At 70.6% G+C, this 12,669-nt stretch carries 11 protein-coding genes; 5 read left to right on the forward strand and 6 right to left on the reverse strand.

Annotated features, from left to right (window positions below; all coding sequences use genetic code 11):
• Positions 1-38 precede the first annotated feature (38 nt).
• The 3 genes from HNR28_RS08225 to HNR28_RS08235 are packed head-to-tail and all read left to right on the forward strand — an operon-like array spanning position 39 to position 4,157.
• Positions 39-2,387, forward strand: a complete 2,349-nt coding sequence (locus HNR28_RS08225; RefSeq protein WP_151024503.1) for a TonB-dependent receptor — start codon at positions 39-41, stop codon at positions 2,385-2,387.
• A gap of 31 nt (positions 2,388-2,418) precedes the next feature.
• Complete coding sequence (locus HNR28_RS08230; RefSeq protein ID WP_148304927.1) at positions 2,419-3,645, forward strand: sialidase family protein; 1,227 nt, start codon at positions 2,419-2,421, stop codon at positions 3,643-3,645.
• Positions 3,642-4,157, forward strand: a complete 516-nt coding sequence (locus HNR28_RS08235; protein WP_211369300.1) for a TlpA family protein disulfide reductase — start codon at positions 3,642-3,644, stop codon at positions 4,155-4,157. The genes HNR28_RS08230 and HNR28_RS08235 overlap by 4 nt, the downstream gene beginning before the upstream one ends.
• A gap of 141 nt (positions 4,158-4,298) precedes the next feature.
• Here HNR28_RS08235 and HNR28_RS08240 read toward each other — a convergent pair whose 3' ends face one another.
• Complete coding sequence (locus HNR28_RS08240) at positions 4,299-4,709, reverse strand: YtxH domain-containing protein (RefSeq protein WP_052355718.1); 411 nt, start codon at positions 4,707-4,709, stop codon at positions 4,299-4,301.
• Between the two features lie 582 nt (positions 4,710-5,291).
• Between HNR28_RS08240 and HNR28_RS08245 the strand changes: the two genes are divergently transcribed.
• Positions 5,292-5,630 (forward strand): P-II family nitrogen regulator, encoded by a 339-nt coding sequence (locus HNR28_RS08245; protein ID WP_043682155.1) that lies wholly within the window; start codon positions 5,292-5,294, stop codon positions 5,628-5,630.
• Positions 5,631-5,655: 25 nt separating this feature from the next.
• A complete protein-coding gene (locus tag HNR28_RS08250; protein WP_043682152.1) occupies positions 5,656-6,888 on the forward strand; it encodes an ammonium transporter in 1,233 nt (410 codons plus the stop codon).
• Here HNR28_RS08250 and HNR28_RS08255 read toward each other — a convergent pair.
• The 5 genes from HNR28_RS08255 to gshB form a co-directional block, all read right to left on the reverse strand.
• Positions 6,876-9,038, reverse strand: coding sequence for a diguanylate cyclase domain-containing protein (locus HNR28_RS08255; protein WP_244978232.1), 2,163 nt, complete (start codon positions 9,036-9,038; stop codon positions 6,876-6,878). The genes HNR28_RS08250 and HNR28_RS08255 overlap by 13 nt on opposite strands.
• Positions 9,039-9,145: 107 nt before the next feature.
• The gene (ptsP, locus tag HNR28_RS08260; RefSeq protein ID WP_244978244.1) at positions 9,146-10,870 is read right to left on the reverse strand and encodes a phosphoenolpyruvate--protein phosphotransferase; all 1,725 of its coding nucleotides are present in this window, start codon (positions 10,868-10,870) and stop codon (positions 9,146-9,148) included.
• A gap of 47 nt (positions 10,871-10,917) precedes the next feature.
• Positions 10,918-11,187, reverse strand: coding sequence for an HPr family phosphocarrier protein (locus tag HNR28_RS08265; protein WP_043682145.1), 270 nt, complete (start codon positions 11,185-11,187; stop codon positions 10,918-10,920).
• A 19-nt stretch (positions 11,188-11,206) separates the two neighbouring features.
• On the reverse strand, positions 11,207-11,620 hold the full coding sequence (locus tag HNR28_RS08270; protein WP_043682142.1) for a PTS sugar transporter subunit IIA: 414 nt from the start codon (positions 11,618-11,620) through the stop codon (positions 11,207-11,209).
• Positions 11,621-11,693: 73 nt separating this feature from the next.
• Positions 11,694-12,656 (reverse strand): glutathione synthase, encoded by a 963-nt coding sequence (gene gshB / locus HNR28_RS08275; RefSeq protein ID WP_043682138.1) that lies wholly within the window; start codon positions 12,654-12,656, stop codon positions 11,694-11,696.
• Between the last annotated feature and the right edge of the window lie 13 nt (positions 12,657-12,669).

Genomic DNA, 12,669 nt, shown 5'->3' on the forward strand with positions numbered 1-12,669 from the left:
GCCGGCACGGCCACCCCCTTCTCGTCAGGAAGAACACCATGCACCCCGCTTCCACCAGGAAGATCGCGCACGGCCTGCGGCCGCGCGCCGGAGCCCTGTGCGGCTCCGCCCCGCTCGCTTTCGCCGTCCTCGCCGCCCTCGCCGCCCTCGCCCTCCCCCGCGGCCCGGCATGGGCCGAAGAATCGTCCGCCGCCGCCCTGCCCGCCATCACGGTCACCGGCACGGCCGAACGCCCCGCCACCGATGCCGACATGCCCGCCTCGGTCGAATCCGTCACGCGTGAGCAGTTCGGCAACTGGAACGTCGTCAACAGCGAAGACACCCTGAAATACCTGCCCAACCTGGACGTGCGCAAGCGCTTCATCGGCGACCAGAACTCGATCATCGCAGTGCGCGGCACCAGCAACACGCAAAGCGCCCGCGGCCTGGTCTACGCCGACGGGCTGCTGCTGAGCAACCTGCTGGGCAACAGCTACTCCTTCCCGCCGCGCTGGTCGATGGTGTTCCCCGACGACATCGAACGCGTGGACGTCGCGTACGGCCCCTTCTCCGCGCTGTACCCGGGCAACGCCATGGGCTCGACGGTGCTGATCACCACCCGCATGCCCGCCCGGTTCGAGGCGCGCGCCAACGTGAAGGCATTCACGCAGCACTTCGACCTGTTCGGCGTCGATCGGGACTTCGAGGGCCACGAGGCCTCCGCCACGATCGGCGACAGGATCGGGCGCCTGTCGTACCTGCTGGGCGTCAACCGCCTGAAGAGCACCAGCCAGCCGATGCAGTTCGCCACCCTGGCGCAATCGAACAAGGCCGCGACGGCGGCCGCCACGCCGGTGTCGGGCGCGTATTTCTACGACAACCAGACGGAGCAGCGCACGGCGGTCCTGGGGGTGAGCGGCGAAGGCATCAAGCACACGACCCAGGACCAGTTCAAGCTCAGGCTGCAATACGAGCTGGCATCGGAACTGCAGGCGGGTGCGTCCGTGGCGTACTGGCGCGAGCGCTCCACCAGCGACACCTCGACATTCCTGGAGGACGAGAACGGCAATCCCGTCTACTCCGGCAAGGTGGCCATCGACGGACGCGAGTACGACATCCCCGCGGCGGCGCTGGCGGCAAGCCAGGGCGAAAGCGACAACTGGCTCTACGGCCTGTCGCTCAAGACCACGCGCGCGGGCGGCTGGAACGCGGAGGTGAACGCCTCGGCCTTCGAGGTGACGCACAGCGTGGGGCGGCAGGCCAATGCCGGCGGCTCCAGCGACGGTCCCGGCACCATCACCTACGGCGACGGCACGGGCTGGAAGACGTTCGACCTGAAGGCCAGCTACACGCCGCAGGCGCAGTCCGGCCTGCGGGCCCACCGGCTGGCGCTGGGCTACCACTTCGACCACTACTTCACGAACAGCGGCACCTTCGACACGGCGAACTGGCGCGGCGGCGACTCCGGCGCGCTGAAGAACGCGTTCGAGGGCAAGACCAGCACGCAGGCGCTGTACGTCCAGGACGGCTGGCAATTCCTGCCGCGCTGGAAGCTCGTCTACGGCCTGCGCTACGAGGATTGGCGGGCCTATGCCGGCGGCCAGGCCTCCGCGGCCGCGCGGCTGGCGTATCCCGCGGCCGCGCAGCGCCACGCCTCGCCCAAGGCGTCGCTGTCCTTCGACGTGTCCGACGACCTGACGCTGCGCGCCTCGATCGGCCGGGCCTACCGCTTCCCGACCGTCGGCGAGTTGTTCCAGGGCCAGATCAGCGGCTCGTCCATCGTCAACAACAACCCCGGCCTGCAGCCGGAAGACGACCTGGGCAAGGAACTGTCGGCCGAGTGGTGGCACTGGAACGGCGTGTTCCGCTTTTCCCTGTTCCAGGACGACGTGCGCGACGCCATCTTCCGCCAGACGGACACCACGGTCATCCCGAACGTCACCAATTTCCAGAACATCGACAAGGTGCGCTCGCGCGGCGCCGAACTGGGCTACCAGGGGCGCGACGTGGGGATGGAGGGCCTGGACCTCACCGCCAGCGTGGCCTACACCCAGTCGAAGATCCTCGCCAACGCGTCCAACCCGGAATCCGTCGGCAAGTACTTCTACCGGATCCCGCTGTGGCGCGCCAAGCTGCTGGCCACGTACCGGTTCGGCGAACGGGCCTCGGCGAGCGCGGGCGTGCGGTATTCCGGGCGGCAATACAACACGCTGAACAACGCCGACACCAACCCCAACGTCTACGGCGGCACCAGCACCTACACCGTCGCCGACCTGAAATTCACCTACCGGCCCGACCGGCGCAGCGAATTGAGCGTGGGCGTGGACAACCTGTTCGACGAACGGTATTTCGTCTACCACCCCTATCCCGGCCGCACGCTCTACGTGCAGGCGGCCTTCCGGATGTGAAGCGGTCCCATTTCATCGGGAGATGCGAAAAATGAACACCTGGCTGTCCCTGCTGCTGTCCGCCGTGCTCGCGGCGGCCCCCTGGAGCCTTTCCGCCCGGACGGCCGTCCCGGCGGCGGCTTCCCATTCCCATCATGGCGCGAACGGGGCGCCGGTCATGGCCACCAGCGCCGCGTTCGGGCCGGACGGACGGCTCTGGATGGCGTCCGCCGACGACGGCCGCCTGTCGGTGCGCCATTCCGACGACCTGGGCCGCACGTTCAGCGCCCCCGTCCTGATCGACGTGCCGGCCGGATCGGTGCTGACCATGGGCGAGGACAGGCCCATGATCGCCACGGGTCCGCGGGGCGAAATCTACGTCGCCTGGACCCGCGCGCTGCCCCGGCCGTACACGGGGCACATCCTGTTTTCCCGCTCGGTGGACGGAGGCCGGCACTTCTCGACGCCCGTCCGGGTGCACCGGGACGACGCCGAAATCACCCACCGCCTCGCGGCGATGTCGGTCGATGCCGAAGGACGCGTGCTGATCGCCTGGATCGACCGGCGCGACTTCCAGGCGGCCAAGGCGCGGGGGGAGCCCTACGCGGGCACGGCCGTCTACTACGCCTGGTCGGACGATGACGGCGCCCGCTTCGGACCGGAACGGCGGCTGGCCGACCACAGCTGCGATTGCTGCCGCATCGCCGCCGCGCCCGCCCCGGCAGGCGGCATCGGACTGCTCTGGCGCTTCACCGATGCGGACGGGCTGCGGGACCACGCCTACGCGGAGGTGCGCGACGGGACCGTCGCGCGCGAAGCCGCCCGCGCCACCTACACCGGCTGGCGGGTGGACGCCTGCCCCCACCAGGGCCCCGGCCTGGCCCTCGCCGCCGACGGCACCCGCCACGCGGTCTGGTTTTCCGCCAAGGACGGCGAGCCGGTCATCTGGTACGGACAGCTGCGGCCGGGGCAGCCGCCCGGCCGCCTGCTGGCCGTCGCCCGGGAAGGCGCGGCGCACGCCGACGTGGCGGCGGCGGACGGGCGCGTCTGGATCGTCTGGAACCAGGCCGATGCCGACGGCCTGAAGCTGATGGCGCGGGTTTCGGCCGACGCGGGCGCGCATTTCAGTGCCGCCCGGGAACTCGCCCGCACCGACGCGGACGCCGGCTCGCCGCAGGTGCTGCTCGATCGCGGCGGCCGCGCCTACGCCGCCTGGGGCACGGCCGACGGCCTGCGCCTCGTCCCTCTCACCGGAACCGAAGGAACTGGACAACCATGAACATGCGGCTTCAAATGCGGCTTCTGATCCTGTCGATGCTGATCCCCGCGGCCGCCGCCGCGGCGCCCCCGGAAACCCTGGAACCCCTCACGGCCGAGGACGTGCCGGCCCTGCTCGAACCGCCGGCGCGCGGCGTGCGCATCATCGAACTGTGGGCGCTGTACTGCGCCTATTGCGAAACCAATCTGCGGGCCGTGGCCGAACTGAGCGCGGCCGACGCCGGGGTCCAGGCCGTGACGGTCAATACCGACCGCAACGCCTCCGCCGCGGCCGTCCTCCAGCGCCTGCGCTCGGCGCAGGCCACCGGCGTGCCCGCGCGCGCCTATGCCGGCGCGTCCGTGCAGCGCCTCAACTACCTGATCGATCCGCGCTGGGGCGGGGAGATGCCCCACACGGTGGTGCTGCACGCCGACGGCACGCGGCGCTCGGCGAGCGGCACGCTGACCGCCGAGCGGCTGAAGGCCCTGGTGGAGGGGCCGAAGGAAGGCCCGAAAGAAGGCCCGAGGCCTTGAGCCGCGCGGCGACATGAAGGCGCGCACGGCGCGCCCCTCGGGACGCGCCGGCCGCCCCGGGCGGGGGGTTCCGCGTGGGCGTGCCGTCCCGCCCTGATGCGCAGTCCTGCTTGACCGCGTCGTCCCGCGCGGACGGGTCGTTTACTTGGAACCGCCGTTCGAGTTGCCGACGGCGTTCTGGATGGAGGCGTCGGCCTTGGCCGCGCCTTCCTTCACGGATTCGCGGGCGTCGTTGGCGGCTTCGCCCGCCTGATGGGCCAGTTCGCTGGCCTTGTCGGAGACGGCCTGGCTCACCTGGGCCACCTTTTCCTTGGCGGCGTCGGTCGATTCCTTGATCTTGTCCTGCATGGACTGCTGGTCGGCCGGGGCGCTGTTCTGCTGCTCCTGCGGAGCGGGGGTGACGGGAGGCACGGGAGCCGGAGTCGGCGCCGTCGAAGGCGCGGGGGCCGCCGGAGGCGGGGCCGAAGCGTCATCGCTCTTGGAGCAAGCGGCCAGCAGGCTCAGCGATGCCGCCAGGGCGGCCAGAGTCAGCGTTTTTCGCGTCATGTTCATGATCTTCCCTATATGTAGAATTCCGCTGCGTGAAGAGGCGGATCATTTTCGAGGACCGGTCTGTTACAACCGGCTTGGTTACAATTCTAGCGGCCTGCGGGCGCGGGTAAACCCTGACATGTAATGACTGATGTCCGGCCCGGCGGCGGCGCCGGACGGCCAAACCCTTTTCCCCACAAGGGGAAAGCGGCCGGAACCGGCGCCGCCCCGCCCGCCGCGCACTCCACAACTGGACACAAAACCAGGGCCTTTCGCAGACGGAATCACCGCGCGGGCGCCCCGCGCACCGTTGCGGGGCGGGCCCGCACCTCTCTGGTGCGCCGCAGCGGCCGGGCCCGGCGCCGTCCCGCCCCCTGCCATCCCCCTGCCATCCCCCTGCCACTCCGCACCTGCCACTCCGCACCCGCCATCCCCCTGCCACTCCGCCCCTGCCACGCCCGCCGCGACTCCGCCCCCTCGCGGCCGGCTTCGGTGCCCTCCCGTCCCCCGTCCCCCGCCAGGCGTCGTGAACCCGCTACCACGTGAAAACTGGCACGCCTTTTGCTTGAATCCTCCGTGCAAGCACACCGCAAAGGAGCATTCATGAAACTCGTCACGGCACTCATCAAGCCCTTCAAGCTGGAGGAAGTCCATGCCGCGCTGGAGGCCGCCGGCATCCAGGGCATGACGGTCACGGAGGCCAAGGGATTCGGCCGCCAGAAGGGGCACACCGAGCTCTACCGGGGCGCGGAATACCAGGTCGATTTCCTGCCCAAGCTGCAGATCCAGGTCGCGGTTCCCGACGCCCTGGTCGAGATGACGGTGGAATGCCTGTGCCAGGCGGCCCGCACCGGCAAGATCGGCGACGGCAAGCTCTTCGTCACGCCGCTGGAGCAGGTGGTGCGCATCCGCACCGGCGAAACCGGCGAAGCCGCCCTCTGACCCCACGAAAACAGGAGCTTTCCTCATGGACAAGAGCGATCTGGTCTGGACCCTGATCTCGACCCTGCTGGTCTGGCTGATGTGCGTGCCGGGCTTGGCGCTGTTCTACGGCGGACTGGCGCGCAAGCGCCACGCCCTGTCCGTCATGACGCAGGTGCTGGCCGTCTGCGCGCTCATCACGGTGCTGTGGTTCGCCTACGGCTATTCCCTGGTGTTCACCGAGGGCTTCGGCGGCCTGGGCGGATGGACGCGCCTGGGACTGGCCGGCCTCTACCGGCCCGGGGACGCCGCCGCCCCCCTGCCCCTGCTCGGCACGATCCCGGAGCTGCTGTTCGCCCTGTTCCAGGCGACCTTCGCCGCGATCACCTGCGGCCTGATCACCGGCAGCATGGCCGAACGCACCCGCTTCGGCGCGGCGCTGGCCTTCGCCGGCCTGTGGTTCACGCTGGGCTACCTGCCGATCGCGCACATGGTCTGGGCCGGCGACGGCTGGCTGCACCTGCGCGGCGCGCTGGACTTCGCCGGCGGCACCGTGGTCCACATCAGCGCGGGCGTGGCCGGCCTGGTGGGCGCGCGCTGGGTGGGCCCCCGCCTGGGATACGGGCGCGAGGCGATGCTGCCCCACAGCCTGCCGCTGAACCTGACCGGCGCCGCGCTGCTGTGGGTCGGCTGGTTCGGCTTCAACGGCGGATCGGCGCTGGCCGCCAACGGGCAGGCCGTCCTGGCGGCGGCCAACACCTTGCTGGCCGCCGCCTGCGGGGTGCTGGCCTGGGCGCTGGCGGAACGCGTCCTGAAGGGCCATGCCTCGCTGCTGGGCGCGGCCTCCGGCGCCATTGCCGGGCTGGTGGGCATCACGCCGGCGGCCGGCCTGGTCGCGCCGGGCGCGGCCCTGGTCATCGGCGCGCTCGCCTCCTGGGCCGCGCTCTGGGGCGTGAGCGGCCTGAAGCGGCGCCTGGGCGTGGACGATGCCTTCGACGTCTTCGGCATCCACGCCGTGGGCGGGATCGTCGGGGCGGTCCTGACGGGCGTCTTCTATTGCGCCGATCTCGGCGGCCCCGGCCCGGCGGGCCTGGGGGCGCTGCTGCGCCAGACCTGGCTGCAGATCGAAGCCGTGCTGGTCAGCCTGGCATGGGCGGGCGCCAGCGCCGCGGTCTGCGCCCTGCTGGTGGACCGCCTGATGGGGCTGCGGGCCGCGCCCGACGAGGAACGCCAGGGCCTGGACGCCGCGGAGCACGGCGAAACGGCCTATCCCGACTGAAGGCCTCCCGACTGAAGGCCGTCGCGCGCGAGGGCGGGCGCGCGCATCTCGGGCGCGTAGACGCGGAAATGGTTGCGGCCCTCTTCCTTGGCGGCGTACATCGCCAGATCGGCGGCCCGCAGCAGTTCCGCGTCGCCGTCGCCGTCGCGCGGATGGAAGGCCGCCCCCATGCTGGCGGAGATCTGCACCACGTGGTCGCCCAGGGTGAACGGCTGGGACAGCGCGCCGAGGATCTTGTCGGCCAGCGCGAAGATGTCGTCCGGATCGTGGATGTCGCGGATGATGAGCGTGAATTCGTCGCCGCCCAGGCGCGCCACGAGGTCCGAACTGCGCACGCATTCGTTCAGCCGCCGCGCCACCAGGCGCAGCAGCTGGTCGCCCGCTTCGTGGCCCATGCTGTCGTTGACGTCCTTGAAGAAGTCCAGGTCGAGGAACACCAGGGCGAAGGGCACGCCGCTCTCGCGGGAATGCTCGATGCTGCGGCGCAGGTTTTCCTGGAACATCTGGCGGTTGGGCAGCTGGGTGAGGAGATCGTAGTGCGCCTGGTGCCAGATCGACGCCTCCCGGCGGCGTTTTTCGGTGACGTCGGAAAACAGGCCGATGCGGCAGTTGACGCTGCCGTCCTCGTTGTAGGACGTATTGATCGACAGGCGTTCGACGTATTCCTCCCCCGACTTGCGCCGGTTGTGGATGTCGCCGCTCCAGCGGCCGGTCTCGTGCAGCCGGGCCCACATCGCCCGGTAGAATTCGTCGCCGTGGCGCCCCGAACTGAGCACGTTCATGGTGCGCCCGACCACGTCCTGCAGGGTGTAGCCGGTGACCGCCGTGAAGGCCGGATTGACGTCCTGGATGGCGCCGTCGGCGTCGGTGACCACCATGGCCTCGCTGGTGTGGGCGTAGACCAGGGCGGCCCGCCGCGCCGACGCCTCGGCGCGCTTGCGCTCGGTGATGTCGAACATGATGCCGATCAGGGCCGGCCGGCCGTGCAGGGACATCAGCGAGCCGAAGGTTTCCAGTTCAACCATGGAGCCGTCGCGGCGCCGCGCCGTGCATTCGAGCCGCGTCCGGGCCTCGCTTCCCGCGAACCGGTCGCGCACCCGGCGCAGGGTGGCCTCGTAGGACGGGCCGATGAACACCCGGTCGAGGGGGAAGCCGTCGGCCAGCTCGGCCTGCGGATAGCCCAGGATGTCCGCCATCCGCGCATTGGCGTAGATGAAGCGCAGGTCGGCGTCCATCATGTAGATGCCGGCCAGCGTGTTGTCCGACAGGCCGCGGAACATGGCCTGGGCCTCGGCCAGCGCCGCATGCTCTTTTTCGATGTCCCGCAGGAGCTGCCCGATGTGCGCCGCGGAATCGTTGAGCGCGCGGCCCAGCTCGCCCAGCTCGTCGCCCGGCGGCAGCGCCGAACGGGCGGCGTAGTCGCCCACGGCCAGGGCCCGGCACTGGCGCACCAGGGCATGGATGGGCCGCAGGATCTGGCGGGACACCACCCAGCCGGCCAGCCCCAGCAGCAGGAGATCCAGTGCGAACAGCGCATAGGCGCCGTACAGCGCCCGCTGCTGCACCACCCGGACCTGGGCGACCAGTCCGTCCATGAGCGCCTCGGTGCGCGCCAGCAGCGCCGAGCCGGCCCGCATCAGGTCCGCCACGGCGGCTCCGGTCGCGGTCCCCGCTCCGGCCACGGCCCCATTCACAGCCTCGGCTCCGTTTTCCGCCCGGGTCCCAGCCCCGGTTCCATTTCCGGCCTCAGCCCGGGCCTCGGCCAGGGCATCGACGGCGTCCCGGTAGCGCGTCCAGGCCTCGCGCACGGCCAGCAGCTGCGGCGCGAGCGCCGCCGGCACGGGGGGTACGTCCAGATCGAACGCGTGGCCGCCGTGGCGCAGCGCGTCGTGCGCCGCCTCGAACGCGGCCGGCAGGTCGTCCGCCGGGGCCGGCGCGCCCGGCGGCTGGTGCCCGGCCAGCGCTTCCAGGCCGATGCGCTGGCTGAGCATGCGCATCTTGCCCGCGACGTTCAGCGTGGCGGCCATGCCATCGCTCTCCCGCAGCAGGAACTGGACGATGGAGACATTGCCGATGGCCAGCAACACCACCAGGATGAAGGCCAGCGAGGCCTTCTGCCGCACGGTGCGGGGAAGAGGATCGAGTCGCAAGAGGAGCCTGGATATATCGGGGTCGGGAACCAGGTGATGGCCACCGGACGATTCTACCAACGAACCGGAGGGCCAGGAACCCGGGCATGGCCTGGAAACCGGCGGCTTCAGGCGTCCAGGGTGGACAGGTCGATACGCTCGGCCCGGTTCAGGGCCGACGCGACCTTGACCCGCAGGGCGTTGGAATGGGCCCGGCGGATTTCCTTCTTGACGTCGAGCAGCTGCTGCGGATGCATGGAGAAGCCGGTCAGGCCCAGCCCCAGCAGCATGCGGGTGACGCGCACGTCGCCCGCCATCTCGCCGCAGATCGACACAGGCTTGCCCAGCCGCTCGCCGACGTTGATGGTGTGCGCGATCAGGCGCAGCACCGCTGGATGCATGGGATCGTACAGGGAGGCGACGTCGGTGTCCCCCCGGTCGATCGCCAGCACGTACTGGATCAGGTCGTTGGTGCCGATGGAGAGGAAGTCCAGCGCCTCGGCGAAGGGCTCGATGGCGATGGCGATGGCCGGAATCTCGACCATGGCGCCCACCTGCACGGCGGCGTCGTGGGGCAGGCCGGCGGCGCGCAGTTCCTCGGCGGCCCGCGCCAGGGCGCGGCGCGCGGCGTGGATCTCGTGCATGTGCGACACCATGGGAAACAGCACCCGGATCGGCCCGTGCGCGGCGGCCCGCAGCAGCGCGCGCAGCTGCGTGTTGAACATCTCGGGATTGGCCAGGCAGTAGCGGATCGCGCGCAGGCCCAGCGCCGGATTGGTGGCCACGGTCACCTCGCCGTCGAGCGTCTTGTCGGCGCCGATGTCCAGCGTGCGGATGGTGACCGGCCGGCCCGCCATGGTGCGCACCACCGAGGCGTAGGCCTCGTACTGCTCTTCCTCGCTCGGCAGGCTGGAGCGCCCCATGAACAGGAATTCGCTGCGGAACAGCCCGATGCCCTCGGCGCCGGCCGCCAGGGCGTCGGCGGCTTCCTCGGGCAGTTCGATGTTGGCTTCCATGCGGATCTGGATGCCGTCGAGCGTGACGGCCGGCGCGAAGCGCAGCGCCTTGAGCTCGTCGCGCTCGCGCAGGAAGGCGGCCTGCCGTTCCTGGTATTCCCGCAGCACGGCGTCCGAGGGATTGACCAGGACCAGCCCGTTCAGGCCGTCGACGATCAGCCGGTCGCCGTCGCGCACCAGCGTGCGCACCAGCCCCATGCCGACCACCGCCGGCACGTTCATGCTGCGCGCCACGATGGCCGTGTGCGAGGTGGCCCCGCCCAGGTCGGTCAGGAAGGCGCCGAAGCGCCCGCCGCGCAGGCGCATCATGTCGGCCGGGGAGATGTCGCGCGCCACCACGATGAGGCTGCCGTCCACGTCCACGGCGTCCAGGTTCGGCAGCCAGTGCACGGACCCCGACAGCACCCGCAGGACGCGCTCGATCACCTGGCGCACGTCCGCCCCGCGCTCGCGCAGGTAGGCGTCGTCCATCAGGGAGAACTGCTCCACCAGGAGCTGGCCCTGGGCCGTCAGCGCCCATTCGGCGTTGTACTGGCGTTCCGCGATCAGCTGGCAGACCGACTGCACCAGCATGGGATCCTGCAGCAGCATGGCATGCACCGACAGCAGCACGCCCAGTTCGCGCGGCGCGTCGGCCGGCAGGTCTTCGGCCATCTGCCCCAGTTCGCGCACGGTCTCGTCCACCGCCAGGGTGAAGCGCCGCTGCTCGGATTCGATGTCCTTCTCGGCGATGCGGTAGTGGGCGACTTCGAGCGAGGCCGCGCTCATGACCACGGCCCGGCCGATGGCATAGCCGCGCACCACGCCCTGGCCGTACAGGCACAGGGTGGAACACATCGCGGACGGCACGGATTCCGGCGGGCTCATGCGAGGATCGGCCTGGTCTATTCCGCTTCTCCGAAGCGGCCCTCGAACAGGGCGCGGATATCGGCCAGGGCCTGGGCCTCGTCCTCGCCCTGGGCATCGATCCGGACGGTGACGCCCAGGCCCGCGGCCAGCATCATCACGCCCATGATGCTCTTGGCGTTGACGCGCTGAGCCCCCCGCGAGATGAAGATGTCGCTGCGATAGCGCCCGGCCAGCTGGGTCAGCTTGGCGGCCGCGCGCGCATGCAGCCCCAGCTTGTTGGAAATCACCAGATCGATGGAAGGCATGGGCACGGGCTCCTGGGCTCTAGCAATCACATGGGGGTTCCGCATTCACGATACCGCGCAGCGCCCCCTGTCGCACGCGTTCACCGAGAGATTCGGGGTTTTCCTGCTGGTCTGTCAAGGCTTTCAGCACCATGCAGGCGTTGGTGCCGGTCAGCAGGTGCGCCACGTAGCCTTCCTCCAGCGCGCGGCGCAGGGCCTGGGCGGCGATGTTGAACGGCGTCGCGCCGTACAGGTCGCAGAGGATCAGCACGGGCTCGGCCGGCCCGCGCGCCCGCATCCAGTCCAGGATGCGGGCGGTCTGGGCGGGCGGATCGGCGTCGGGCGCGATGTCGAAGACCGTCAGGTCGGGCACGCGGCCCAGCACGTGGCGGGCGCAGGCCTCGAAGGCCGCGCCCAGGGGCTCGTGCATGACCAGGGCGATGCGGGTGTTCATGGGGCCTCCGCCGCGGCGGCTGCGCGCCGCGTACTCCGGCATGCGCGCGAGGGGCGGCCCGGTGCGCGCGGGGTCATGCCGCGCCCACGGCCCGGACCAGGGCCTGCACGAAGCGCCCGGCCACGTCGTAGCCGGTCTGCTCGGTGATTTCCACGAAGCAGGTGGGGCTGGTGACGTTGATTTCCGTGATGTAGTCGCCGATCACGTCCAGTCCGATCAGCAGCAGGCCGCGCTCCGCCAGCTTGCGGCCCACGGCCTGGGCCAGTTCGAGGTCGCGGTCCGACAGCGGCTGCGCCCGGCCGCTGCCGCCGGCGGCCAGGTTGCCGCGGGTCTCGCCCACGAGCGGGACGCGCGCCAGGGCGAACGGCACCGGCTCGCCGCCGATGATCAGGATGCGCTTGTCGCCGTCGAGGATCTCGGGGATGTAGCGCTGCGCCATGATGGTCCGCGTGCCCAGTTCCGTCAGGGTTTCCAGGATGGAGCCCAGGTTCGGCTCGCCCGGCCGCAGGCGGAAGATGCCGCTGCCGCCCATGCCGTCCAGGGGCTTGACGATGACGTCGCCGTGCTGCGCGTGGAAGGCGCGCAGCCGCGCCATGTCGCGGCTGACCAGCGTGGGCGCCGTGTACTGCGCGAATTCGGTGATGGCGAGCTTTTCCGGATGGTTGCGGATCGCCGCCCCGGCGTTGAACACGCGCGCGCCCTGCGCCGCCGCATGGTCGAACAGGTGCGTCGCGTAGACGTATTCCATGTCGAAGGGCGGGTCCTTGCGCATCAGCACCGCATCGAAGTCGGCAAGCGTGCAGTCGCGCGGCGCGGCATCCTGCGTCCACCAGTCGTGGCCGTGCCAGTCGGCATCGGCGCGCAGGCGCATCGCCGTGGCCGACACCCGCACGCGGCCTTCCAGGACGTAGAGATCGCCCATCGTGGCGAAGCTGAAGTCGTGCCCCTGCGCCGCCAGGCCGCGCATGATGGCGACGGAGGAATCCTTCCAGGCCTTCAGGGCGGGCAGCGGATCGATGACGAACAGAAAATGCATGAATGCCTCTGTG

The organism is Castellaniella defragrans (genome assembly GCF_014203015.1).
Taxonomy (GTDB): Bacteria; Pseudomonadota; Gammaproteobacteria; order Burkholderiales; family Burkholderiaceae_B; genus Castellaniella; species Castellaniella defragrans.

Bases quoted from the DNA above. Each gene is read 5' to 3' on its own strand.
- ptsP (WP_244978244.1), bottom strand. From the start codon at position 10,870: ATGTGTTCCACCCTGTGCCTGTACGGCCAGGGCGTGGTGCGCGGCTAT.
- HNR28_RS08265 (WP_043682145.1), bottom strand. From the start codon at position 11,187: ATGCCTTCCATCGATCTGGTGATTTCCAACAAGCTGGGGCTGCATGCG.
- HNR28_RS08235 (WP_211369300.1), top strand. From the start codon at position 3,642: ATGAACATGCGGCTTCAAATGCGGCTTCTGATCCTGTCGATGCTGATC.
- HNR28_RS08250 (WP_043682152.1), top strand. From the start codon at position 5,656: ATGGACAAGAGCGATCTGGTCTGGACCCTGATCTCGACCCTGCTGGTC.
- HNR28_RS08240 (WP_052355718.1), bottom strand. From the start codon at position 4,709: ATGAACATGACGCGAAAAACGCTGACTCTGGCCGCCCTGGCGGCATCG.
- HNR28_RS08225 (WP_151024503.1), top strand. From the start codon at position 39: ATGCACCCCGCTTCCACCAGGAAGATCGCGCACGGCCTGCGGCCGCGC.
- HNR28_RS08245 (WP_043682155.1), top strand. From the start codon at position 5,292: ATGAAACTCGTCACGGCACTCATCAAGCCCTTCAAGCTGGAGGAAGTC.
- gshB (WP_043682138.1), bottom strand. From the start codon at position 12,656: ATGCATTTTCTGTTCGTCATCGATCCGCTGCCCGCCCTGAAGGCCTGG.
- HNR28_RS08230 (WP_148304927.1), top strand. From the start codon at position 2,419: ATGAACACCTGGCTGTCCCTGCTGCTGTCCGCCGTGCTCGCGGCGGCC.
- HNR28_RS08270 (WP_043682142.1), bottom strand. From the start codon at position 11,620: ATGAACACCCGCATCGCCCTGGTCATGCACGAGCCCCTGGGCGCGGCC.